This is a genomic window from Halomicrobium sp. HArcht1-1 (assembly GCF_058933285.1).
The window spans coordinates 1,244,456-1,265,434 of record NZ_JBZYDL010000001.1; the positions used below are offsets into that span (position 1 = coordinate 1,244,456).

At 66.5% G+C, this 20,979-nt stretch carries 25 protein-coding genes; 17 read left to right on the forward strand and 8 right to left on the reverse strand.

The window, feature by feature from the left end; translation table 11 throughout:
• From AC5FRZ_RS06615 to AC5FRZ_RS06630, 4 genes are all read right to left on the reverse strand, one after another.
• On the reverse strand, nt 1-366 hold the full coding sequence (locus AC5FRZ_RS06615) for a response regulator (protein WP_493564207.1): 366 nt from the start codon (nt 364-366) through the stop codon (nt 1-3).
• A gap of 128 nt (nt 367-494) precedes the next feature.
• Nucleotides 495-686 (reverse strand): DUF7511 domain-containing protein, encoded by a 192-nt coding sequence (locus tag AC5FRZ_RS06620; RefSeq protein WP_170093928.1) that lies wholly within the window; start codon nt 684-686, stop codon nt 495-497.
• A 126-nt stretch (nt 687-812) separates the two neighbouring features.
• A complete protein-coding gene (locus AC5FRZ_RS06625) occupies nt 813-983 on the reverse strand; it encodes a DUF7838 family putative zinc beta-ribbon protein (protein ID WP_170093929.1) in 171 nt (56 codons plus the stop codon).
• 143 nt (nt 984-1,126) lie between these two features.
• A complete protein-coding gene (locus AC5FRZ_RS06630) occupies nt 1,127-1,861 on the reverse strand; it encodes a sporulation protein (protein ID WP_372479235.1) in 735 nt (244 codons plus the stop codon).
• 144 nt (nt 1,862-2,005) lie between these two features.
• Here AC5FRZ_RS06630 and AC5FRZ_RS06635 point away from each other — a divergent pair, with 144 nt between their 5' ends.
• The 3 genes from AC5FRZ_RS06635 (at nt 2,006) to AC5FRZ_RS06645 (ending at nt 5,534) form a co-directional block, all read left to right on the forward strand.
• Nucleotides 2,006-2,539, forward strand: a complete 534-nt coding sequence (locus AC5FRZ_RS06635) for a cob(I)yrinic acid a,c-diamide adenosyltransferase (protein WP_372479234.1) — start codon at nt 2,006-2,008, stop codon at nt 2,537-2,539.
• Nucleotides 2,540-2,629: 90 nt separating this feature from the next.
• Nucleotides 2,630-3,877: a HEAT repeat domain-containing protein gene (locus AC5FRZ_RS06640; protein ID WP_372479233.1), complete on the forward strand. Its 1,248-nt coding sequence runs from the start codon at nt 2,630-2,632 to the stop codon at nt 3,875-3,877.
• 46 nt (nt 3,878-3,923) lie between these two features.
• Nucleotides 3,924-5,534 (forward strand): phospholipase D-like domain-containing protein, encoded by a 1,611-nt coding sequence (locus AC5FRZ_RS06645; RefSeq protein WP_493564208.1) that lies wholly within the window; start codon nt 3,924-3,926, stop codon nt 5,532-5,534.
• Nucleotide 5,535: 1 nt separating this feature from the next.
• On the opposite strand, the gene han is transcribed toward AC5FRZ_RS06645, so the two are convergent.
• The gene (han, locus tag AC5FRZ_RS06650) at nt 5,536-7,446 is read right to left on the reverse strand and encodes a Hef-associated nuclease (protein WP_493564209.1); all 1,911 of its coding nucleotides are present in this window, start codon (nt 7,444-7,446) and stop codon (nt 5,536-5,538) included.
• Between the two features lie 266 nt (nt 7,447-7,712).
• Between han and AC5FRZ_RS06655 the strand changes: the two genes are divergently transcribed.
• Together AC5FRZ_RS06655 and AC5FRZ_RS06660 are read left to right on the forward strand one after the other, a co-directional pair.
• On the forward strand, nt 7,713-8,204 hold the full coding sequence (locus AC5FRZ_RS06655) for a JAB/MPN domain protein-containing protein (protein ID WP_153553059.1): 492 nt from the start codon (nt 7,713-7,715) through the stop codon (nt 8,202-8,204).
• Nucleotides 8,201-8,629, forward strand: a complete 429-nt coding sequence (locus tag AC5FRZ_RS06660; protein ID WP_170093935.1) for an adenylyltransferase/cytidyltransferase family protein — start codon at nt 8,201-8,203, stop codon at nt 8,627-8,629. Before AC5FRZ_RS06655 ends, AC5FRZ_RS06660 begins: the two co-directional genes overlap by 4 nt.
• Nucleotides 8,630-8,637: 8 nt before the next feature.
• Here the strand turns inward: AC5FRZ_RS06660 and AC5FRZ_RS06665 are convergent, their stop codons facing one another.
• Genes AC5FRZ_RS06665 through ribH form a run of 3 tightly spaced genes read right to left on the reverse strand, consistent with a single transcriptional unit; the run spans nt 8,638 to nt 10,539 of the window.
• A complete protein-coding gene (locus AC5FRZ_RS06665; RefSeq protein WP_493564210.1) occupies nt 8,638-8,907 on the reverse strand; it encodes a hypothetical protein in 270 nt (89 codons plus the stop codon).
• Between the two features lie 23 nt (nt 8,908-8,930).
• Nucleotides 8,931-10,091, reverse strand: a complete 1,161-nt coding sequence (locus AC5FRZ_RS06670; protein WP_493564211.1) for a pyridoxal phosphate-dependent aminotransferase — start codon at nt 10,089-10,091, stop codon at nt 8,931-8,933.
• Nucleotides 10,092-10,125: 34 nt separating this feature from the next.
• Nucleotides 10,126-10,539 (reverse strand): 6,7-dimethyl-8-ribityllumazine synthase, encoded by a 414-nt coding sequence (ribH, locus tag AC5FRZ_RS06675; protein ID WP_153553063.1) that lies wholly within the window; start codon nt 10,537-10,539, stop codon nt 10,126-10,128.
• 122 nt (nt 10,540-10,661) lie between these two features.
• Between ribH and AC5FRZ_RS06680 the strand changes: the two genes are divergently transcribed.
• The 12 genes from AC5FRZ_RS06680 to nuoK all read left to right on the forward strand — a co-directional run bounded on the left by AC5FRZ_RS06680 (nt 10,662) and on the right by nuoK (nt 20,978).
• A complete protein-coding gene (locus tag AC5FRZ_RS06680; protein WP_493564212.1) occupies nt 10,662-12,638 on the forward strand; it encodes a flippase activity-associated protein Agl23 in 1,977 nt (658 codons plus the stop codon).
• On the forward strand, nt 12,635-13,798 hold the full coding sequence (locus tag AC5FRZ_RS06685) for a 5-(carboxyamino)imidazole ribonucleotide synthase (RefSeq protein ID WP_170093939.1): 1,164 nt from the start codon (nt 12,635-12,637) through the stop codon (nt 13,796-13,798). The genes AC5FRZ_RS06680 and AC5FRZ_RS06685 overlap by 4 nt, the downstream gene beginning before the upstream one ends.
• Before the next feature lie 197 nt (nt 13,799-13,995).
• On the forward strand, nt 13,996-14,424 hold the full coding sequence (locus AC5FRZ_RS06690) for a hypothetical protein (RefSeq protein ID WP_170093940.1): 429 nt from the start codon (nt 13,996-13,998) through the stop codon (nt 14,422-14,424).
• A 50-nt stretch (nt 14,425-14,474) separates the two neighbouring features.
• Nucleotides 14,475-15,131 (forward strand): 5-(carboxyamino)imidazole ribonucleotide mutase, encoded by a 657-nt coding sequence (gene purE, locus AC5FRZ_RS06695; RefSeq protein ID WP_493564213.1) that lies wholly within the window; start codon nt 14,475-14,477, stop codon nt 15,129-15,131.
• Nucleotides 15,132-15,423: 292 nt separating this feature from the next.
• On the forward strand, nt 15,424-15,840 hold the full coding sequence (locus tag AC5FRZ_RS06700; RefSeq protein ID WP_015762872.1) for an NADH-quinone oxidoreductase subunit A: 417 nt from the start codon (nt 15,424-15,426) through the stop codon (nt 15,838-15,840).
• On the forward strand, nt 15,833-16,522 hold the full coding sequence (locus tag AC5FRZ_RS06705) for an NADH-quinone oxidoreductase subunit B (protein ID WP_015762873.1): 690 nt from the start codon (nt 15,833-15,835) through the stop codon (nt 16,520-16,522). Before AC5FRZ_RS06700 ends, AC5FRZ_RS06705 begins: the two co-directional genes overlap by 8 nt.
• 16 nt (nt 16,523-16,538) lie before the next feature.
• Nucleotides 16,539-18,221, forward strand: a complete 1,683-nt coding sequence (locus AC5FRZ_RS06710; protein WP_170093942.1) for an NADH-quinone oxidoreductase subunit D — start codon at nt 16,539-16,541, stop codon at nt 18,219-18,221.
• Nucleotides 18,221-19,276, forward strand: coding sequence for a complex I subunit 1/NuoH family protein (locus AC5FRZ_RS06715; RefSeq protein ID WP_208628178.1), 1,056 nt, complete (start codon nt 18,221-18,223; stop codon nt 19,274-19,276). The genes AC5FRZ_RS06710 and AC5FRZ_RS06715 overlap by 1 nt, the downstream gene beginning before the upstream one ends.
• Nucleotides 19,277-19,310: 34 nt before the next feature.
• Nucleotides 19,311-19,772, forward strand: a complete 462-nt coding sequence (locus AC5FRZ_RS06720; protein WP_015762876.1) for a NuoI/complex I 23 kDa subunit family protein — start codon at nt 19,311-19,313, stop codon at nt 19,770-19,772.
• 317 nt (nt 19,773-20,089) lie between these two features.
• Complete coding sequence (locus tag AC5FRZ_RS06725; protein ID WP_164731981.1) at nt 20,090-20,359, forward strand: NADH-quinone oxidoreductase subunit J; 270 nt, start codon at nt 20,090-20,092, stop codon at nt 20,357-20,359.
• Nucleotides 20,356-20,679 carry a proton-conducting membrane transporter gene (locus AC5FRZ_RS06730; RefSeq protein WP_170093944.1) on the forward strand — a complete coding sequence of 108 codons (324 nt, stop codon included), beginning with the start codon at nt 20,356-20,358 and terminating at the stop codon, nt 20,677-20,679. Before AC5FRZ_RS06725 ends, AC5FRZ_RS06730 begins: the two co-directional genes overlap by 4 nt.
• Nucleotides 20,676-20,978 (forward strand): NADH-quinone oxidoreductase subunit NuoK, encoded by a 303-nt coding sequence (gene nuoK / locus AC5FRZ_RS06735; RefSeq protein WP_015762879.1) that lies wholly within the window; start codon nt 20,676-20,678, stop codon nt 20,976-20,978. Before AC5FRZ_RS06730 ends, nuoK begins: the two co-directional genes overlap by 4 nt.
• Nucleotide 20,979: the final 1 nt, after the last annotated feature.

Consider the following 20,979-nt stretch of genomic DNA (forward strand, 5'->3'; position numbering starts at 1 on the left):
CTACAGAGCCGCTCGGATCTCTCTGGCCAGCGCCGCGTACTGCTCGGTGCCCGTACTCTTCTTGACGAACGCGGTCGGGCAAGCGGCCGAAGCGTCGTCGATGTCGTCCTCGTCGCGGCCGGTAAACACCAGAAACGGGATCTCCGGCCGGCTCGCGCGGATCTCCTGACAGAGTTCGAGTCCGTCGAGTTTGGGCATCGTCAGGTCGCTCACGACGGCATCGAAGGAACCGCCACGCACCGCCTCGAGAGCCGCTTCCGGATCGCTCTCGGTCGCGACCGTCAGTCCGTCCTGTCTCCCCAGAAATGCCTCGGTGATCTCGAGTACGTCTTCGTCTTCGTCTACGATCAGGACCTCGATTGCCATCGTCACATGTGAATGGTACACACTGGGTTAAACCCCAGGGTCGCGGAGTCTCTTCCTGCCGGCTGTCGCTTTTTGGGCGACTCGCCACCACGCGGTGACGAGAGCGGTCACGCTGTCTGCCCCCAGTATCACCGCATCGCGGCCAGGTCCTCGAACACGTCCCGGTCGGCACTCAGCCAGGTGGTCGTTCGCTCACCCTCCTCGACGCTCCGGGGCGACACCGTACAGCGATCGGGAGCGTCGTCGTACTCGACGACCGTCGCTTGCAATTCCAGGGCTCGACCAGCGCATGCCGTCGCGCGGGTGCCGTGCAGGCTCATTCAGTTCGGCACTCATAGCGGAGGGCAAAAACGGCTACTAAGAGTGCTATCGAGAGCTATAGTCGCTATTGACCACGCCGACGGATTGTCGTCGGTGGCTCCGCCCGTCCGCGCCGTCGTTGCCGATCAGGCCGTCGCGCCGGTGTCGACTTCGCCGTCGATGCGGACGAAGCCGTACTCACACTCCTCGCAGTGCCACTTCGTCTTCGTCCCCAGATGCATGGTCGTACTCGCGACTTTCCAGAACGTCCGGTACTCCTCGCACTCGGGACAGTAGTGCTCAAGGTCCATTGCCATACGACCGGCTTTTTCGCGGGTGTAATTGAAGCTCCCGGTTCTCGATCGATAAACGAATATCCGCGATATCGAATCGATGGTCGATAGCCTCGGGATGCGCCGCTGGGAAGCTCGAACGCGAACGCAGAAACCGGGCTGCCTGGTCAGGCGTGTTGTTCGATCGCGTCGCCGAGTTGCTCTCGCACGGCCGCGCGATCGGTCGACGTGATCGTCACCCGCGTCGTCCGTTCGTCGGTGTCCGTCATCTCGCTCAGCAGGCCGCCCTTGCGGTCGATCTCGACGAACAGCTCCAGTTCGTCGGGGCCGGGTCGGGCGACGAGTTCGACCTCGTCGAGGTCGCCACGGAACTGGCCCGACTGGACGCGGAACTCGAACTCCTGAACGAACCGGCTCCCGGTGTAGCGCCCGTATGGGTCGGCCTCGCACTCGGCGGTGTGGAGGGTAAAGCCCAGCTCCTCCATCGCGTCGAAGACGGTCTGGAGACGGTCGGTCGGGCGCACGTCGAGGTAGTCCGTGTCTTCGGGGTCGACCGCGAGGTCGATGTCCAGTTCGGTCTCGATCCACACGTCGACGTTACCGATCGTCACCGGCGTGTCGTACGGGACGTCGATCGATACGTTACGGGTCTCCTCCTGATCGGGCTCGATGGTCAGCCCTTCGGCGAGAGTGAAGCGGTCGACGTCGACTTCCTCGTACCCCTCGTCGGTCAGGTACCTGGTCTCGATCTCGAAGCGGATCGTCCCGATCTCCTGTTCGGCGTTGCCGCCGACGATCTGTACTTGCGCGTCGACTGTCTCGCCCGGCTGGACGGTCTCGGAGGGCAGGACTGTGTCGACGGAGGCGTTACCGATACCGATGCTCGCGAGGACGTTCTTCATGGCTCCGTCGGAGATGCTGCGTCGTTCGACATAAACTTCGTGTCGGTGGCGATGTGCGATCCGAGTGCATTCACTATCGCGGATACTCGTTTATCGATCGCTGCCTCAGGCGGCTATAAGTCACTGGCCGCCCCAGCGTCGACCATGACGATCTACACGGGCCGTGGCGATCAGGGCCAGACCGACCTCCGGAACATGGAGCGGGTTTCGAAGGACAGCAAACGGATCGAAGCCTACGGCACCGTCGACGAGGTCAACGCGCTCGTCGGCGTCGTGCGGCCGACCGGCCACGACGACATCGACGAGAAGCTCCGGGAGATCCAGAACCACCTCCACGTCGTCCAGGCCGACTTCGCGAACCCCGCGCCGGAGGACGACGATCCACAGATCGACGAGCGCCACGTCGAGACCCTGGAGTCGTTCATCGACGAGGCAGACACCGAACTGGAGCAGCTCACGCAGTTCATCCTCCCATCGGGCTCCGAACCGGGGGCGAAACTCCATCACGCTCGGGCGGTCTGTCGGCGCGCAGAACGGCGGGCGGTCTCGTTCTCGGCCGAAGAGCCGGTCAACGAGACCGCGATCGTCTACCTGAACCGACTGTCGGACGCGCTGTTCACGCTCGCGCGGCTGGTCAACAAACGCGAGGGCGTCCGCGAGGAGAATCCCGAGTACTGACCGCCGCGGCCGGCGTGGCCCGCTCGTCGGCGGTCGTCCTCACGACTGCGGATGGAAACGCCTTTGATCCGGACAGACACACAGTCGAGCATGAGCAACGGGGACGACGACGGCGAGGACGCTGCACTCGACGTGACTCTCGACAGTCGCCTCGACGACGCAGCCGAGGCCCTCGAGGCCGCAACGACCGAGTCGGCACTGGACGACGTCGAGGCGACCCTCGACGAGATCGAATCGGACCTCGAAGACGCCGAGCTACCGGAGCCCGACGAGGACGACGAGGACGCGGACGACCCCCGCGAGCAACTGGAGTCGCGCCTCTCGGAGTTGCGTGACGACCTCGAAGACCAGCGCGGCCCCTACGTCGAGGACGTCGCCGAGACTGTCGATTCGGCGTCCTCGACCGTCGCGGACAGCGAGTGGACCGACGACGGGGAACGAGAGGCCGTCGCCGCCGTCGAGTCGTTCCTCGACGCCGCTGGCGAGCACTACGACCTCGACGCCGACGCGGGCGACACGCCCGAGAGCGCGTCAGACGCGCTTGCCGACGCCGCGGCGGCGCTCGAAACGTCCGGCCTCGACCCCGACGAAGACGCCGACGCCATCGCCGGACTGGTCGAAGCCGCGGCCGCGCTCGAAGACGATCTCGACGCCGCGGAGACGTGGGACGATCTCACCGTCCAGGAACAACTCGACGCTCGGGGCTTCTACGACGTGCTGGACAACGAGAACCGTAAGGACTTCCCGCCGGAGTGGTCGGCCCTGAAGATCTACGCCAAGCAGGGCGAGGTCGAGCCGATGCTGTTCGCGCTGGGGAAGCTGGACGACTCGGAGTTCATGGAGGAGTACGTCCTCGATCAGTTCCTCCACATGGGCAGCGAGGCGACCGACGCCTTCGAGGAGCTCCACCAGCGCGCACAGAAGCGCGACAAGCTCCCGATCCGGATCCTCGGAAAGATGGGCGACGAGCGTGCCGCCGACACGCTCCACGACTTCATCGAGGGCGACGGCGATCCGGCGCTCCAGAAGGTGACGCTGCGCGCGTTGGGTGAGATCGGCAGCGCCGACTCCGTCCAGCCCGTCGCAAACCGGCTCGTGGCCGAGGACGACGAGGTCCGGTCGGTCGCGGCCCGCGCGCTGGGCCTGCTCGGCGATACCCGCGCGATCGAGCCACTCGCCGACGTACTCGGCGAGGACGATGTCGACTCCGTTCGAGCCTCTGCCGCGTGGGCACTGCGCCAGATCGGCACGGCCCGCGCGCTGGACGTGGCCGGCGAGTACACCGACGACGAGGCCTACCTCGTCCAGGCCGAGGCCGAGAAAGCCGCGAGCGTCTGAGCGTCTCGCCTGTAGTTTATCAGGGAAGACGGCCCATCCCGTCTCGATGGTCCGTTTCGCCCCGCTCCTCTGTGTCTGCTGTCTGTTCCTCGCAGCAAGTGCTCTCCCGGCCGTCGCACAGGACGAGACGGCACCGTCTGATCCGCACCCGGAGATCGTCGCCGCGTATCCGGACCCGATCGCCGACGGCGACGCGGGCGAGTTCGTCGTCCTCCGGCTCCCCGCCGAGATCGATCTCGCCGGCTACGTCTTCACCGACGGCGACACGACCGTCTCGCTGTCGAACGTCTCCCGGAGAGGGCGGGTCGCTCTCTCTGCCGGACCCGATCGCGCTCGCAATCACACGGCCGCGCCGGTCGTCGCGGTCGATCGACTCGGACTCGCCAACAGCGGCGAACACCTTCAGGTGCGTCGGAACGGCACCGTCGTCGACCGAGCCGTCTATCGGGACACGGAGGCGGGCGAACGCGTCACCTGGAACGGGACAGAGCCCGTCTGGCGACCGATCGGTGCGACGGACCGGCCGGTGGTGTCGGCGGACGGCGGCCACGTCCGTGCGTTCGTGCTCCCGGACGGTCCCGCCGTGCCGATCCAGACGTTGCGTGACGCCGACGACCGTCTCCTCCTGGCGGGATACACCCTCACCTCCGACCGGGTCACCGACGCGCTCGTCGCGGCACACGAACGGGGCGTCACGGTGCGGGTCCTGCTTGAGGGCGCGCCGGTCGGCGGGCGCACGCGCCAGGGCGCACGGCGACTCGACCGTCTGACCGAGGCCGGCGTCGAGGTCCGCCTGATCGGCGGCGAGTACGCACGCTACGACTACCACCACGCGAAGTACGCGGTCGCCGACGAGCGCGCGCTCGTCCTCACCGAGAACTGGAAGCCGAGCGGGACCGGCGGCCACAGCAGCCGCGGCTGGGGTGTCCGAACGAACCAGTCCCGCGTCGTCGACGCCCTCGTTGCGACGTACCGGGCCGACGCCAGCGGTCGCGACGCACGCCCCTGGTCGCAGTTTCGCCGCGGCCGCTCCTTCGAACGGGGCGCGGTCTCGAACGCGAGCTACGAGACGACCGTCGCTCCCGAGACCGTCCCCGTCGAGGAGACGACGCTGCTGGTAACTCCGGACAACGCCGAGCCGCGACTGGTCGATCGGCTGGACGGAGCACAGAGCTCGATCGACGTGATACAGGTGTCGGTGGGCTGGGACAGCACCTTCGCGGCCGCGCTCCGTCGCGCCGCCGACCGCGGAGTCCGCGTTCGCCTCCTGCTGTCCAGCGCGTGGTACGTCCGCGAGGACAACGAGCGGCTCGCCGAGCGCTTCGAGGAGTGGGCCAGCGCCAACGACGCGCCCCTGTCAGTTCGCCTCGCCGACCCTGCGGGACGCTACGAGAAGATCCACGCGAAGGGCGCGATCGTCGACGACCGCCGCGTCGTTCTCGGGAGCCTCAACTGGAACGACCAGGCGGCCGCGAACAACCGCGAGACCCTCCTCTTGCTGCGTGGCTCTGCGGTGGCCGACTACTACGGGACGGTGTTCGACGCCGACTGGCGGGGCGGTCGCTCGCCGGTGCCCTACGGACTGCTCGCGGCGGTCGCTGGCTGTCTCGGACTGGCCGCGATCGTCGGCGGGAAAATCAGGTTCGAACGGCGATAGGTCAGTCCTGGCTCAGCACGCCCGTACTCTGTAGCTCCTCGTCGATCTCGGCGTCGGCCATCTTCTCGACCAGCGCGTCGATCACCTGCTCGCGCATCCCCTTGACGAACTTGATGGAGCCGACGACGAGGTGGCCCCCGCCGCTGACGCCGCCGCCGTCGATCTCGTCGGTCAGCTCGGTGACGTACTCCGGAATGTCGAGGCGGACGCCGTCCGAGCGGAGGACGGCGAAGTCCGGACCGTAGCCGATCGTGATGACGGGATCGCCCGTCTCCTCGACCTTGCGGTCGTGGATCTTGCCCGTGGTCTTGCCCGGCGCGGGGTAGGTAAAGCGATGGGCGTGGTGTTCCACGTCGATCTGGTAGAGGTGTGCGCCGTTGTCCAGGCGCTCGTGTTCGAGGTGGTTCATCGCGGCGTCGAGCTGGGTGTCGACGTCTCGCTCGGCCCGCGTCGAGAGGAACTCGACGATCTCCTCGTGGCGGTCGCGGTCGTCGCAGTTGACGTTCAGCGCGTCGTCGATCAGTTCGCGACCGTCGTCGTACTTGAGCCAGAAGGTGGCGTAGTCGAGTGCTTCACCGACGTCCCGGAGATCTGCCTCGTCGTAGCCCTCCTGTCGGGCCAGCTCGACGTACTCGGGCATTGCCTCCCCCTCGGAGCGGTCCGAGACGCCGGCGACCGCCGGGACGTGGCGCAGCTCGTCGGTCAGCGACGGGTCGATCATGCGGGCGAGTTCGACACACATCATCCCGGTCGTGATCCGGTAGTCCTCGTCGTGGAGGTAGGGGTTGACGTGGGCGTCGATCAGCGGCTCGACGGCTTCCGGGTCGGGGTGGTGGTGGTCGACGACGACCACCGGGATGTCGTAGTGCCGGAGGTTCCGGTAGGCCGGCGTGTCCTCCTCGGTCGAGCCGTTGTCGAGCATCAGGACCAGCGGGAGCTTCTGGCCGTGGCGCTCGCGGTTCTCCAGCGCGAAGTTGAGGTCGCGGGTCACGTCCTCCAGCTCGTAGTAGGGTGCCTTGCTCGGCAGCCGCTTGAGCATGTGTCGGCCCGCCTCGTCGTCCTGGTAGTGCTGTGCGACGAACCGCTCCAGCGCGAGCTGTAGCGGGACGCTGGCACAGAGGCCGTCGCCGTCGGCGTGGTGTCGCATCCGGATCGGCCGCCCTTCGAGGACGGTCCGACGGAGCTGTCGGGCCACGTCTCTGAGATCGTCCCACAGCTTCTCGAAGGCTGGCCACTCCACGAGGGGGTCGATATCTGCGGGCTCGGCCGCAGCGTCCAGCGCCTCGTCGATGTCGTCACGGACCGCCTGCTCGCGGTCGCCCTCGAGGACGCTCAGCTCCTCGACCTCGACCTGGACGCCGCCGTTGCGGCTCTCGACGCGGCCGGTCACCTCGGCCACGTCGTCGAGGTCGACGGCCGGGAACGCCCGAACGCCGGCCTCGTCGAAGGCCGCGCAGGGCACGACGCCGCTCTCGTCGCGCAGCTGGAAGATCGTCGGCCCGCCGGTCTGTTTGATCTGGAGGACCTCGCCCCGGACCGTGACGGTCTCGCCGGTCGCGTCCGCGAGGTCGTCGACGACGGCGTCGGACCCGCGGCCGACCGATTCGGTCGTGTAGTCGGCGAACTGGACCTCTTCGAAGCTCACGTCGCCGTTCTCTCTGACCTGGGCGAGTTCGACGACGAGTTCGTCGCCCACGTCGTAGTCGCCGACGAGGTTCGAGTCGTGGACGAGTCCAGACAGTTCCTCGGAGAGATCGACGAAGACGCCGTACTCGACGACGCCGTTGACTGTACCAACGTAGCAGCTGCCCTCCTCGACGTCGTCGAGGGTGCAGCCGTCAGCGAGTTCGTAGACGACGGTTCCCCCGTCGGGAACCGGGGCACCCGTGTCGGTGCCGGCTGGCGGAGACATTTGACCTGTCTTGGTCGCTACCGCGCTTTTATGCTTCGGTATCGGCGCGTCAGCCAGCAGCGGCTGAGCCCCAGGTGACTGATACTGCCGGCTGTAGCTTTGCTCGCCCTTTCGGTGTCGACACGAACACAGTGCGGACGGGTTCGAAAGCCGAGCGAACGCTTTCGGTGTGTTCGCCGCTCGCGACACGATCGCTCGCGACGTTCGCCACCGTCCCCGACACGTTCCTCGGAAAGTTTAGAAGGCGCGATACCACACGTTCAGACATGGGCCTGTTTCGCTCGAGCGGGATCCTCGGCATCGCCGACTCCGCGCTCGAGTTCGCCCTCGCGGCGTCGGAGGAGAGCCACCCCAACGAGTACATGGGGATCCTGCGCGGCGAGGACGCACGCAAACTCGGGCTGGACGAGGACGGCACGGTACTGTCCGACGTGCTCGTGATCCCCGGAACTGAATCGAACCCGGTGAGCGCGACGCTCAAGACGAGTATGGTACCCAACGACCTGCGGGCAGCGGGATCGATCCACTCCCACCCAAACGGCGTGCTCAAGCCGAGCGACGCCGACCTGCAGACGTTCGGCCGCGGCGACGTCCACATCATCGTCGGCGCTCCCTACGACAAGGGCGACTGGCAGGCGTTCGACAACGAGGGCCAGCCGATCGAACTCGACGTGCTGGACGTGGAACCGCCAGAGGAGGAGTTCTTCGACTTCACCCAGGCGGACATCGACGCCGAGTTGCGGGAGGACGAGTGGTGACCCGCGACGTCGTCGCCCAGGGGACCTTCGACATCCTCCACCCCGGCCACGTCCACTACCTGCGCGAGGCGAAGGCGATGGGCGACCGACTCCACGTCATCGTCGCCCGCAGCGAGAACGTCACGCACAAAGCGCCACCGGTCGTCCCCGACCGCCAGCGCGTCGAGATGGTCGAGGCGCTCGATCCCGTCGACTACGCCCGACTGGGCCATCCCGAGGACATCTTCGTCCCCATCGAGCAGATCGAACCCGACGTGATCGCGCTGGGCTACGACCAGCACCACGAGGTCGAGGGGATCGAGACGGCGCTCGACGAGCGCGGCCTGGACTGCGAGGTCCGCCGGGCCGGGCCGCGAAAAGCCAGCGAGGAGGAGATCCTCTCGACGGGCTCGATCATCGAGAAGATTCTGGACGAACGGAGGTAGCTGCCACGCTACTGGGTCGCCGAGCCGTCCAGCCGCCGGTATCCCCAGAGCGCGATAGCACCGACGCCGAGGGCGACGAAGCCAGCGCGCACCCACTGTGCATCGCCGTCGAAGAAGGGCTCGACACCGGCGAAGCCGATAGCCGCGACGCCCAGCAGTGCCAGCGCGTAGGGTTCGAGCTCCCAGCGCTCGACGGCGAGTTCGAACCCTTTCGAGAGGACGGCACCCAGGACGAGCGCGAGCAGGAACTCGGTGTTCAGTGCCGGGAGGGCAAACATGTGGGGGGACCGTGGTCGTCAGACTATAAGAGGCCGGCGTCGTCGAGTCGCTCGACGGCCGTTTCGAGTCGTTCCTTGCTGTTGGCGTAGGAGATGCGCGCGTAGCCGGGCGTCCCGAAGGCGTGGCCCGGCACGGTCGCGACGTGGGCTTCCTCGATGGCTTCCTCGCACCACGCGTCGTCGTCGCCGTCGGGCGCGACCTCGGGCATCATGTAGAAGGCTCCCTGGGGCTCGGGGACGTGGACGCCCCGCTCCTCGAAGAGGTCTTTGAGGAAGGTCCGGCGCTCGTCGAAGGCCTCGACCATCTCCTGGACTTCTTCGTCGGTGTTGCGGATCGCCTCGACGCCCGCGTGCTGGACGAAGTTGACGGCACAGGAGACCGAGTGGCCGTGGACCTTCCCGGCCTCGTCGATCAGCTCCTGCGGGCCGGCGAAGTAGCCCAGCCGCCAGCCGGTCATCGAGTAGGCCTTCGAGAAGCCGTTGAGCGTGATCGTCCGGTCTTCCATGCCGTCCAGCGTCCCCAGCGAGGTCGCCTCGCGGCCGTCGTAGGTGATCTCCTTGTAGATCTCGTCAGAGATGACCTGGAAGTCGTGCTCGACGGCCAGGTCGCGAACGCCTTCGAGGGCCTCGTCGGTGTAGACCGCGCCGTGGGGGTTGCCCGGCGAGTTGACGACCAGCAGTTCCGTGTCGTCGCTCACCGTCTCGGCGAGGTCGTCGAGCGCGCCCGCGAGCTGGAAGTCGTGGGCCGCGGTGTCGACGCGTTTTAGCGAGCCGTCGGCGAGTTTCACCATCGCCTCGTAGGAGACCCACGCCGGGTCCAGCAGGACGACCTCGTCGCCGTCGTCGATCAGCGTCTGGAAGATCTCGTAGAGGGCCTGCTTGCCGCCGGGCGTGACCATGAGGTTGTCCTCGTCGTACTGGGTCAGTCCGTCGTCGTGGAGCTTCTCGGCGATGGCCGTCTTGAGCTCGGGGATGCCACTGGTGGGCGTGTAGCCCGTGTGGCCGGCGTCGAGGGCCTCCTTGGCGGCGTCTTTGATGTTCTCGGGCGTGTCGAAGTCCGGTTCACCGACGCTCAGGTCGACCACGTCGACTCCCTGGGCCTCCAGTTCGGCGGCCTTGTTGCTGATCGCGAGCGTCGCGCTCGGTTCGACTCGTCCTACACGTGCGGCGAAGTCCTGTGTCATTGTGGTACTCTCTGTCGTTGTCGTCGCTGCGCGCTCACTGTCGCAGTTCCGTCGCGAGCGAGACGGCACTGTCGACGGCGTCGCCGCCTTTGTCGGTTCGTGCCGTCGCCTCGTCCTGGCTCATGCCCGGGCCGATGACGCCCATCGTCACTGGGGTGTCGCGGTCGAGGCTGACCCGCGTCAGTCCCTGCGCGGCGGCGTCGGCGATCACCTGGTCGTGGTCGGTGTCGCCGGTGACGATCGCGCCCAGCACCGCGACGGCGTCGATGTCGTCGCGCCGTGCCAGCCGGTCTGCGGCCAGCGGCGTGTCGTAGGACCCCGGCACCTCGCGGGTCGCGACGATCGTCGCGTCCTGGCCCTTTGCGGCCTCGCGAGCCGACGCTTCCATCGCTTCGATAACCTGCCCGTGTTTGTCGTACTGGGCGACGACGAGCCCGAGCTGCACCATACCCGAGTGGCGAGTGGGAGAGCTAAAAGAAGTACCGCTTACGGCCGAGTCCGCGACGATCGGCGGCGTCGGTCCACCGCGAACCAGAAGTATTCTAAACGGCCCTCGTTTCAGTGGCCGGTATGCATTCGTCGGGCCCTGACACCGACGCCGAGCGCCCTCCACAGGAGACCGACGGTGGTGCCGGCGACCCCAGCGACGACGGCCGATCGCTCCGGACGCTGGCAACGACGACCGCCGATCTGATCCTCGCGGTGACGATCCTGGGTCTCGTCCTCCGGCTGGCCTTCCTGGGTGATCGCATCGCCCACTGGGACGAAGCGCGCGTCGGCTACTGGATCACCTACTACGTCGAGACGGGGTCGTTCGCCTACCGCCGGATCATCCACGGCCCGTTCGTCCAGCACGTCAACGGCTGGCTGTTCCCGCTGGTGGGTGCCAACGACTTCACGATGCGGCTCCCGGTCGCGCTGATCAGCGCGACGCTCCCGCTGTCGGCGCTGCTGTTTCGCGAGCACCTCCGCAGGGTCGAACTGCTCGCGATGGCGCTCTTTCTGGCCGTCAACCCCGTCGTCCTCTACTACTCGCGGTTCATGCGCAGCGACCTGCTGGTCGCGACGTTCATGTTCTTCGCGCTGGGCGCGCTGGTGCGGTTCTACGACACGCGGCGCTGGCGCTACGTCTACGCCGCCGGGGCGCTGATGGCGTGTGGCTTCGCCTCGAAAGAGAACGCGATTCTCTACGTGCTGACGTGGCTCGGCGCGGTCGGTCTGCTCGCCGACCAGGCGCTGTATCGCCCCCGGAACGACGCGAGTGGCGCGCGACTCCTCCTGGCGAAACTGCGGGCGCTGGCCGGTCGCGTCCGCGGCGGCGCGCCGACGGCTGCCAACGATGGGTCCCCGTCGGAGCGGTCTCCGGGCTGGCGCTCTCAGGGCGGGCGGATACTGCTGCATCTCGTCGGCGTCGCCGCGGTCTTTCTCGCGCTCAGCCTGTTCTTCTACGCACCGCGCGGTGCGGGCGTGGCGGGACTGTACCACCCGCCGGGGACGACAGAGCAGGTGATGTTCTGGCAGGCCGTCGGGGACCCGGCACAGTTGCCGACGCTCCTCGAAGAGACCTGGGCCCACGTTCGGTTCGAATACGGCGAGTGGTTCGGACAGGCCGGCGAGAGCGGCGAGGAGAGCATCGCCAGCACGTACGTCGAGTATCTCGGCCGGTTCGTCCGGGTCATGGGGCTGAAGGCAGCGCCCCTGACGGTGCTCTCGGTCGTCGGGTTCGCCGCCGAGCGATACGGGCGCGCGGAGAGCCGGAACCTCGTGATGCTCGCCGGCTACTGCGGGTTCGTCTCGGTGCTTGGCTACCCGCTGGGGACGGACATCTTCGGGGCCTGGCTCGTCGTCCACGCGCTCGTCCCGCTCTCGATTCCGGCCGCCGTGGGGCTCGCCCGGATCGTCGACTGGGCGCGGGGCGCGTTCGTCGCGGACGACGCGGTCGGCTTCACGACCGCTGCGGCCGTCCTGCTGCTCGTCGGCGGCGCGACCGCGGGCGTCGTCACGAACTCGGTGTACCTCAACGACCAGTCCGAGGACAACTATCTGGTCCAGTACGCCCAGCCCGGCGACAGCCCGCGGGCCGAACTCGAAGCGATCGATCGGGCGGCCGACGACGACCGACGCGGGCCGGACGTGTTGTTGTTCTACGGCGAGGAGGGGGACCGCTGGGCCGACGACGAGGCCCTCGTCGAGCGGGAACGGGCCGGCTGGAACCGCTCGAAATTCAACTATCGGCCCCTCTGTAGCAAGTGGTTCAACGCGCTGCCGCTGCCCTGGTACTTCGCCACCAGCGACGCCGACGTGGACTGTGCGAGGACCCCCGGCAACGTCACGGATCGCCTCGACGACAGGCCGCCGGCCGTCGTCGTCACGGTCGCCTCGGACCAGACGACTCCCGAGGCGGCGCTGGATGACGCGTACAGCCGAGAGACCTACGAGATGCGAGCGTACGGCACGCGGATGGTGTTCTGGGTCCACGAGGACGTCGAGCGCGACCGTTCCGTGAGGCAACGCTTAAGCGGGTCGGTCGGAACCCCTCGCACATGACCATCTCGACACCAGGCGTGACGCTGGGCGTCGTCGGCGGCGGTCAGCTCGGACGGATGCTGGCGGAGGCCGCCGCGCCGCTGGGCGTCGATCTCGTCGTGACCGATCCGACCGAAGACCCGCCGGCCGGCCCGGTCGCGAGCGACGCGCTCGTCGGCGAGTTCGACGAGGTCTCGACGATTCGAGCCGTCGCCGAGCGCGCCGACTACCTCACCTTCGAGATCGAGCTGACCGACCCGGACGCACTGGAGACGGTCGCGGCCGAAACCGGCGTCCCGGTACACCCGAAGCCGGACACGCTCAGGCTCATTCAGGACAAACTCGTCCAGAAGCGCCGCCTCGGCGACGCTGGCGTCCCGGTCCCGGCCTTCCGGCAGGTCGACGACGAGGACGACCTCCGGGCGGCGGGCGAGGAACTGGGCTATCCGCTGATGCTCAAGGCCCGCGAAGGCGGCTACGACGGGCGCGGCAACTACCCGGTCGAGTCGCCCGACGACGTGACCGACGCACTCGACGCGATCCAGGGGCCGGCGATGGCCGAGGAGATGATCGACTTCGAGCGAGAGCTTGCCGTGATGGGCTGTCTGGGAGCCGACGAGCGCGACACGTTCCCGGTCACCGAGACGATCCACCGGGAGGAGATCCTCCGAGAGACGGTCTCTCCCCCGCGGGCCGACGACGACGTTCGAGAGCGGGCCAGAGCGGTCGCGCTCGACGTACTCGACGCGATGGAGGGGCGGGGCGTCTACGGGATCGAGCTGTTCGAGACGAGCGACGGCGAGATCCTGCTCAACGAGATCGCGCCCCGCCCCCACAACTCGGGCCACTGGACCATCGAGGGGTGTCACACCTCGCAGTTCGAACAGCACGTTCGGGCCGTCACCGGACGAGCACTCGGGACGACCGAGCGCCGCGGACCGACGGTGTCGGCAAACGTGCTGGGCGACGTAGCGGACCGCCAGCGGGCGACACTGTCCGGCGAAGACGCGGTCTTCGAGACACCTCGGGCACACCTCCACTGGTACGGGAAGCGCGAGGTGTACCGCCTCCGGAAGATGGGACACGTGACCCTCGTCGGCGACGGCGAGACGACGGGTGAACTACTCGCGGACGTTCGGGAACTGCGAGAGCAACTGACCTTCCAGTCCCGCTCGCAGTGAGCACTGCCCGTCTCGGTTCGTGTCGAGCGTGGCGAGGCCATGTCCAGTCCCCGCCACGGGAAGAGAGTCGTGCCGCGTGCCTCTGATAGGAACCGCACTCTCAGTTTCGTCCCGGTCGAGATAAATCTCAGTTACAGTTCCGCGAGGCGTTTTGCTAATAGTTAGTACTTTTCTGAACGGCTGTCGTACTGTCTGACATGTCCGAGTTGCCAGACGACTTTCCCGAGTGGCTCACGGCGGAGCGCCACGCCCACTACACCCGGCCGCCGACGCTCGCCTACCAGCTCTCGCGCGCGTACCCCAACATCGACACCGAGTCCGAGCTGTACCGTGCGGCCCACCGGGACATCGTCCGCCAGTACGAGGCCGGCACGACCCCGGAACAGATCTTCTCGAACTTCCTGTCGATGGTCCGCGATGCCGGGGGCGTCCTCCCGGTCGCGCTGGTCGACCGCCCCGACGGTGACCGGCTCGTCGCCGACCCCGGTGGCGACACGCTGCTGGAGTTCGGTCTCGACGACGAGGAGTACATGGAGTTCCGCGAACTCTCCCGGACGGACTTCGACGACATGAGCCGCGAGGAGCTGATCGATCTCCTCGTCTCGCTCCAGGACGCCGTCGAGTGACCGGCGACGGATCGCCCACACTTACGGCCCAGCGGGACGGAGAGCCGCTCATGACAGAGCCAGAGAGCGTGCAGTCGCTGATCGACCAGCTCCGCGAGGAAGCCGCGATGGACCGCCCGGACGAGGCGACCCCCGACGTGGGGATCATCATGGGCTCGGACTCGGACCTGGCGACGATGGCCGGCGGCAAGGGCAAGCGTCCGGGTGCCTACGCCGCCCTCGCCGAGGAACTGGGCTTCGCCGAACAGACCGACTTTACCGACGCGCCCGAGGCCCGCTTTAGCTTCGAGTCGTTCGTCGTCTCGGCTCACCGGACGCCGGAACTGATGTACGCCTACGCCGAGACGGCCGAGGCCCGCGGTCTGGATGTCGTCGTCGCGGGCGCGGGCGGGAAGAGCGCGGACCTCCCGAACATGACCGCCTCGATCGCCTACCCGCTACCGGTGATCGGCGTTCCGGTCCAGGAGAAGTCCGTCGACAGCGTCATCGGAATGCCACAGGGTGCGCCGATCACGGCGGTCGACGCCGGCAAGTCGTTCAACGCCGCTCTCACCGCGGCCCAGATCCTCTCGCGGAAACACCCGGAGCTCCGCGAGCGCCTGCAGGCGTACCACGACGAACTACAGGACGAGGTCGGCACGGTGTCTCGCGATCTGCACGAGCTGGGGACGCCGGGTTTCAAAGCCGAGTACTGGGACGAGGAGTAGGGCGGCCCGAGCGAAGCGAGTGGACGCTTTTTCACCCACGTTTTTGCGCGAGGGTACCCGCAGCGAAGCGAGGATACCCGACGCGGAAAAAGGTGGATCTGCACGAGCTGGGGACGCCGGCGTTCAAGTCCACGTACTGGGACGAGGAGTAGGGCGGCTGAACCGGCTCTCGACGTGTTCCCAGCACCGACGGCCGGGGTGGCTGTCGTAGGCCACTGAAATCCCCGGAAATCACAAGAATCAACCCTTATATGCCAGCGGTCGATAGTCACGAACGATAGGAGATTCCGGAATGAGTAATCCATGGATTGCGATCGGCGCGCTCGCGCTCGTCGGCGTCCTGATTCCGTTGAGCATGATATCGGTATCGGCGCTGTTACGACCGAGCGTGCCCGAACAAGGCAAACGCGCCACCTACGAGAGCGGCGAAATCCCGACCGGCAGCAGCCAGCAGATCAGATTCAACATCCAGTACTACATGGTCGCGCTGCTGTTCGTCGTCTTCGACATCGAGACCGTCCTCATCTTCCCTTGGACGGTCATCTATCGAGACGCGGTCGGTGCCCTCGGCTACGAGCAGGTGTTGTTCCCCATGCTTCTGTTCCTCGGGGTCCTGGTCGCGGGGCTCGCCTGGGCGTGGCGCAACGGCGCTGTACAGTGGGTCAAAAGCCCGCGGGCAACTCGGCAACTGAGTACGAACAATGAGTAGTGACCAACCAACACCCGGCGACGCACAGTCTACACAGGAAGCTCGGATCGGGAGCGGTGCTGACGACCGCTTCAACTCGAAGCTTCGGGAGGCGTTCGGTTCGACGCCGTTCATCCTCACGAAGTTCGACAAGTTCATGAACTGGGTGCGCGGCTCCTCGATGTTCATGCTGCAGTTCGGGATCGCCTGTTGCAGCATCGAGATGATGCACACCTACGCGGTCAAACACGACCTCGACCGCTTCGGTGCCGGCGTCCCGCGCGCCTCGCCACGACAGGCAGACGTGATCATCGTCCCCGGGACGATCGTCTCCAAGTTCGCCCCGCGGATGAAGCGGGTCTACGACCAGATGCCCGAGCCGAAGTTCGTCGTCTCGATGGGGTCGTGTACCATCTCTGGTGGCCCGTTCCAGGAGGGGTACAACGTCATCAAGGGTGCCGAGGAGGTCATTCCGGTGGACATCCACGTCCCCGGCTGCCCGCCCCGCCCCGAGGCGCTGATCTACGGCGTCGCGAAACTCCAGGAGCGGATCGCCAACGGCGAGTCCGCGCCGGTCACGGTCAAGCCATACGAGCTCGAACAGTTCGGCGACCTCGAACAGGACGAACTCGTCGACAAACTGGCCGCCGAGATCGACGAGGAGGACCTCGTGATGCGGTACAACTGGGCTGATTCGCCATGACTCGGAGGTGTCTCGCATGAGTCTCGAAGAACCTGAACCGTCGACACAGCTCGACGTCGGCGTCACCGACGACGGACTGGACTACGACCAGATCGAGGCGCTGATCGACGACTACGTCATCGGTCGCGAGAGCCACGTCAACGCAGAGGGGTTCGTCATCCGACCCGACGACGTGCAAGCAGTGCTCTCGACTCTGAAGACCGAGGCCGGGTTCGACTTCTGTTCCTGTGTCACCGCACAGGAGTACCAGGACCGCTACGAGTCGATCTACCACCTCAAAAAGTACGACGACCCGACACAGGAAGTCAGCGTCGTCGTGCCCTCGCCGCGTGACGACCCACACAACCAGTCCGGTGCCGAGGTCTTCGAGACCGCCGACTGGCACGAGCGCGAGGCCTACGACCTCGTGGGGATCGAGTACGACGACCATCCGGATCTCCGCCGTATTCTCCTCCCCGAGACGTGGCAGGGTCACCCCCTCTCGCTGGACTACAACCAGGACAAGCCACAGATCGTCCCACTGCGGGAACACGCGAACCCGCTGCAAGACGACAAGCGGAGCCCGAACGACCCGGACACGATGTTCGTCAACATCGGGCCACACCACCCGGCGACTCACGGTGTGCTCCACATCAAGACCGCACTCGACGGCGAGCAGATCGCCGATCTCGAACCCGACATCGGCTACCTCCACCGCTGTGAGGAGCAGATGTGCCAGCAGGGGACCTATCGCCACCAGATCATGCCGTACCCGGACCGCTGGGACTACATCTCGGCCGGCCTGCTCAACGAGTGGGCCTACGCCCGCGCGGCCGAGGACCTGGCGGACATCGACGTGCCGGAGTACGCGCAGGTCATCCGAACGATGGGCGCAGAGATGTCCCGGATCGCCGCACACATGCTCGCGGTGTCGACGTTCGCGCTGGACATCAACGGGGACTTCACCGCGACGTTCATGTACGGCATCCGCGACCGCGAAGTCGTCCAGAACCTCCTCGAAGACCTGACCGGCCAGCGGCTGATGTTCAACTACTTCCGGCTGGGCGGCGTGGCCTGGGACCTGCCCGAGCCCCGCGAGGAGTACTTCGAGAAGGTCCGTGACTTCGTCGACGGCCTCCCGGAGAAGCTCACCGAGTACCACGACCTGCTGACGAACAACGAGATTCTCCAGATGCGGACCGTCGACACGGGCGTCCTGCCGCCGGAAGACGCCAAGAGCTACGGTGCGACGGGCCCGGTCGCACGCGGTTCCGGCATCGACTACGACCTCCGTCGCGACGACCCGTACGGCTACTACGACGAACTCGACTGGGACGTCGTCACCGAGGACGGCTGTGACAACTTCTCGCGCCTGCTCGTCCGCATGCGCGAGGTCGAGGAGTCGGCCAAGATCATCGAGCAGTGTGTCGACCTGCTGGAAGACTGGCCCGAAGACGAGCGCGAGATCCAGGCCAACGTGCCCCGCACGCTGCGCCCGGATCCCGACCGCGAGATCTACCGCGCGGTCGAGGGTGCGAAAGGCGAGCTGGGGATCTACATCCGCTCGGACGGCACCGACAAGCCGGCGCGGTTCAAGATCCGCAGCCCGTGTTTCAGCAACCTCCACACGCTGCCGACGATGTCGGAAGGCGAGTACATCCCTGACATGATCGCCTCGCTGGGCAGCCTCGACATCGTGCTCGGGGAGGTGGACCGGTAATGCAATCCGAGACGCCGCTTCCCGACACGCTCGCGAACCTGCTCGGACTGGACCCGTCGAACCCGCTGGTCCTGTTCGTGATGGCGGTCGTCGCGTCCGGTGTGATCGCGTCGGGACTGCTCGCCCTGGTCGCCGTCTCGGGGATCTGGGGCAAGCGAAAGATCACGGCAGCGTTCACCGACCGGATCGCGGTCAACCGACACGGGCCGGCAGGCATCCTGATCATCCCGGCAGACGCGCTCCGCCTCCTCTCGAAGGAACTGATCATTCCGGAGGGCGTCGACCGTCCGGCCTGGGACCTGGGGCCGCTCATCATGGTCTTCTCGGCGCTGGCCGGCTTCGCCGTCATCCCCATGGGGAACGGCATCCAGATCGCCGACCCGGAGACGGGACTGGCCTACGTGTTCGCGATGGCCTCTGTCGCCTCGCTGGGCCTCGTGATGGCCGGCTACTCGTCGAACAACAAGTACTCGTTCCTCGGGGGGCTGCGAGCGGTCGCGCAGAACCTCGCCTACGAGATTCCGCTGATCCTGACGGGGATGTCCGTGGCGCTGTTCGCCGGGACGCTCCGCCTGAGCGAGATCGTCGCGGCCCAGAGCACGACGCTGTTTAGTCTCGGCGGCCTCGCGATCCCGTCGTGGTACGCGTTCGTCAACCCCTTCGCGTTCGTGCTGTTCATGGTTGCGAACCTCGCGGAGGTGGGACGGAACCCGTTCGACATTCCCGAAGCGCCGACCGAGATCGTCGCCGGGTGGCAGACCGAGTACTCCTCGGTGTACTTCGTGCTCGCGTACCTCTCGGAGTTCATCCACATCTTCCTCGGCGGTGCGATCATCGCGACGATCTTCCTGGGCGGTCCGGCCGGCCCGGTGCTGCCGGGCATCGTCTGGTTCCTGATCAAGATCGTCGGGATCTACCTGTTCACCCAGTGGGCGCGTTCCGCGATCCCGCGGGTCCGGATCGACCAGCTCATCGAGATCGGCTGGAAGGGCCTGCTCGTGCTGGCCTTCGCGAACCTGCTCCTGACGGCTGGAATCGTCGGGGTGATCGCCTGATGAACGCGACGACCACAACCCGAGGTGACCTGCTATGATCGGAATCCTGAAATCGATGGCAACGACGATGAAGCACGCGCTGGACGGCGAGACCTTCACGGTCTCGTACCCCGAAGAGGTACCCGAAGTGAGCCCGCGCTTCCGCGGTGTCCACAAGTTCAGCCAGGAGCGGTGTATCTGGTGTCGCCAGTGCGAGAACGTCTGTCCGAACAACACGATCCAGATCGTCACGGACGACCAGCGCAACGGCGAGCAGTACAACCTCCACATCGGCCAGTGTATCTACTGCCGACTCTGCGAGGAGGTGTGTCCGGTCGACGCCATCCTGCTGACCCAGAACTTCGAGTTCACGGCCGACACCAAAGACGAGTTCGCCTACAACAAAGAACAGCTGAAGAACGTCCCGTGGTACAAGGACATCGACCCGCTGCAGTCGCGTGAACCCGACCGCGGCGCGTGGATCGGCGAGGGCGACGGCGAAGTCGACTATCAGTAGACAGTCGTCGCCGGCGATCGTGTCGCCGACTCGCTCAACCGAAGCTCAGAGGCTCTTTTTCACACTGCATCCGTTCGAGAGCGACGCGACGAACCCGACCGCATGGCCCTTTGCCGGGCGATCGTTGCGCGCGCGCCGCGTGCCGGCCGCGGATTCGGAGAGGGTGGTCGCCGGCCCAGACCACTATTCTGTGGGGCTTTCCCCCTCACTCGGCAACATTATCCGGGAATTGCTGTTAGCGAGTGCCAAACCGGCCGTGTTCTGACGAACGGAAAGAGGAATCTTCAAAAGCGCGCCGGCAAGACTGTGCAACAATGATGGGACTGTACGAGACAATAGCGTTCGTGCTGTTCGCGGTGGTTACCATTGCGAGCAGCTGGGGCGTCGTGCTCGTCCGCGACGTCTGGCACTCGGCGCTGTTACTGGGCGTGGCGTTACTGAGCGTCGCGGTCCACTACCTCATGCTCAGGGCCGAGTTCGTCGCCGCGATGCAGATCCTCGTCTACGTCGGCGGGGTTCTGATCCTGATCACGTTCGCGGTGATGCTCACGCGCAAAGACGAGAGCGTCGTCGAGGTGGGGGCATGAGCCGTCCACAGCTCCACACCGGAACTTCCCTGTGGCCCGGACTGGCGGCGGTCGCGCTCTTTGGGGTCCTCGCGGCCGCGTTCCTCGGGGCGTCGCTGCCGGAGCCCGCTGGCTTCGGGCCCGACGCACAGATCGTCAAGAGCATCGGGGCGGCGATGTTCAACATCGACCCGACGGCGATCATGGACGAGGGTGCGATCCCGAGTGAGGGCTTCCTCGCGTTGTTCCTCATCATCGCCGTGGTGCTCGACGCGGCACTCGACGGCGCGCTGATGCTCGCCGAACGCGACGAGGACCACTCCGGAGGTGAGAGCCGATGATCCCCACGCAGTACTATCTGTTGCTCTCGGCCGCGGTCTTCTGTATCGGGATCTTCGGCGTCCTCACCCGCCGGAACGCGCTCATCTTCCTGATGTCCGTCGAGTTGATCCTCAACGCTGCCAACATCAACCTCGTGGCGTTCTCGTTTCAGTACGGGAACCTCTCGGGGCAGGTCTTTGCCCTCTTCGCGATGGGGCTGGCGGCCGCAGAGGTCGCCGTCGGGCTCGGGATCGTCCTCGTACTGTACCGCAACTTCTCGGACATCGACGTGACCGAGGCGACGACAATGAGGTGGTAAC

What these genes read in the sequence shown, in the direction of transcription:
- AC5FRZ_RS06715 (WP_208628178.1), top strand. Translation starts at nt 18,221, where the DNA reads ATGCAATCCGAGACGCCGCTTCCCGACACGCTCGCGAACCTGCTCGGA.
- AC5FRZ_RS06730 (WP_170093944.1), top strand. Translation starts at nt 20,356, where the DNA reads ATGAGCCGTCCACAGCTCCACACCGGAACTTCCCTGTGGCCCGGACTG.
- AC5FRZ_RS06670 (WP_493564211.1), bottom strand. Translation starts at nt 10,091, where the DNA reads ATGACACAGGACTTCGCCGCACGTGTAGGACGAGTCGAACCGAGCGCG.
- nuoK (WP_015762879.1), top strand. Translation starts at nt 20,676, where the DNA reads ATGATCCCCACGCAGTACTATCTGTTGCTCTCGGCCGCGGTCTTCTGT.
- AC5FRZ_RS06625 (WP_170093929.1), bottom strand. Translation starts at nt 983, where the DNA reads ATGGCAATGGACCTTGAGCACTACTGTCCCGAGTGCGAGGAGTACCGG.
- AC5FRZ_RS06720 (WP_015762876.1), top strand. Translation starts at nt 19,311, where the DNA reads ATGATCGGAATCCTGAAATCGATGGCAACGACGATGAAGCACGCGCTG.
- AC5FRZ_RS06615 (WP_493564207.1), bottom strand. Translation starts at nt 366, where the DNA reads ATGGCAATCGAGGTCCTGATCGTAGACGAAGACGAAGACGTACTCGAG.
- AC5FRZ_RS06645 (WP_493564208.1), top strand. Translation starts at nt 3,924, where the DNA reads ATGGTCCGTTTCGCCCCGCTCCTCTGTGTCTGCTGTCTGTTCCTCGCA.
- AC5FRZ_RS06700 (WP_015762872.1), top strand. Translation starts at nt 15,424, where the DNA reads ATGAGTAATCCATGGATTGCGATCGGCGCGCTCGCGCTCGTCGGCGTC.
- AC5FRZ_RS06690 (WP_170093940.1), top strand. Translation starts at nt 13,996, where the DNA reads ATGTCCGAGTTGCCAGACGACTTTCCCGAGTGGCTCACGGCGGAGCGC.
- AC5FRZ_RS06705 (WP_015762873.1), top strand. Translation starts at nt 15,833, where the DNA reads ATGAGTAGTGACCAACCAACACCCGGCGACGCACAGTCTACACAGGAA.
- purE (WP_493564213.1), top strand. Translation starts at nt 14,475, where the DNA reads ATGACAGAGCCAGAGAGCGTGCAGTCGCTGATCGACCAGCTCCGCGAG.
- AC5FRZ_RS06630 (WP_372479235.1), bottom strand. Translation starts at nt 1,861, where the DNA reads ATGAAGAACGTCCTCGCGAGCATCGGTATCGGTAACGCCTCCGTCGAC.
- AC5FRZ_RS06635 (WP_372479234.1), top strand. Translation starts at nt 2,006, where the DNA reads ATGACGATCTACACGGGCCGTGGCGATCAGGGCCAGACCGACCTCCGG.
- ribH (WP_153553063.1), bottom strand. Translation starts at nt 10,539, where the DNA reads ATGGTGCAGCTCGGGCTCGTCGTCGCCCAGTACGACAAACACGGGCAG.
- AC5FRZ_RS06685 (WP_170093939.1), top strand. Translation starts at nt 12,635, where the DNA reads ATGACCATCTCGACACCAGGCGTGACGCTGGGCGTCGTCGGCGGCGGT.
- AC5FRZ_RS06725 (WP_164731981.1), top strand. Translation starts at nt 20,090, where the DNA reads ATGGGACTGTACGAGACAATAGCGTTCGTGCTGTTCGCGGTGGTTACC.
- AC5FRZ_RS06665 (WP_493564210.1), bottom strand. Translation starts at nt 8,907, where the DNA reads ATGTTTGCCCTCCCGGCACTGAACACCGAGTTCCTGCTCGCGCTCGTC.
- AC5FRZ_RS06710 (WP_170093942.1), top strand. Translation starts at nt 16,539, where the DNA reads ATGAGTCTCGAAGAACCTGAACCGTCGACACAGCTCGACGTCGGCGTC.
- AC5FRZ_RS06680 (WP_493564212.1), top strand. Translation starts at nt 10,662, where the DNA reads ATGCATTCGTCGGGCCCTGACACCGACGCCGAGCGCCCTCCACAGGAG.
- AC5FRZ_RS06655 (WP_153553059.1), top strand. Translation starts at nt 7,713, where the DNA reads ATGGGCCTGTTTCGCTCGAGCGGGATCCTCGGCATCGCCGACTCCGCG.
- han (WP_493564209.1), bottom strand. Translation starts at nt 7,446, where the DNA reads ATGTCTCCGCCAGCCGGCACCGACACGGGTGCCCCGGTTCCCGACGGG.
- AC5FRZ_RS06620 (WP_170093928.1), bottom strand. Translation starts at nt 686, where the DNA reads ATGAGCCTGCACGGCACCCGCGCGACGGCATGCGCTGGTCGAGCCCTG.
- AC5FRZ_RS06640 (WP_372479233.1), top strand. Translation starts at nt 2,630, where the DNA reads ATGAGCAACGGGGACGACGACGGCGAGGACGCTGCACTCGACGTGACT.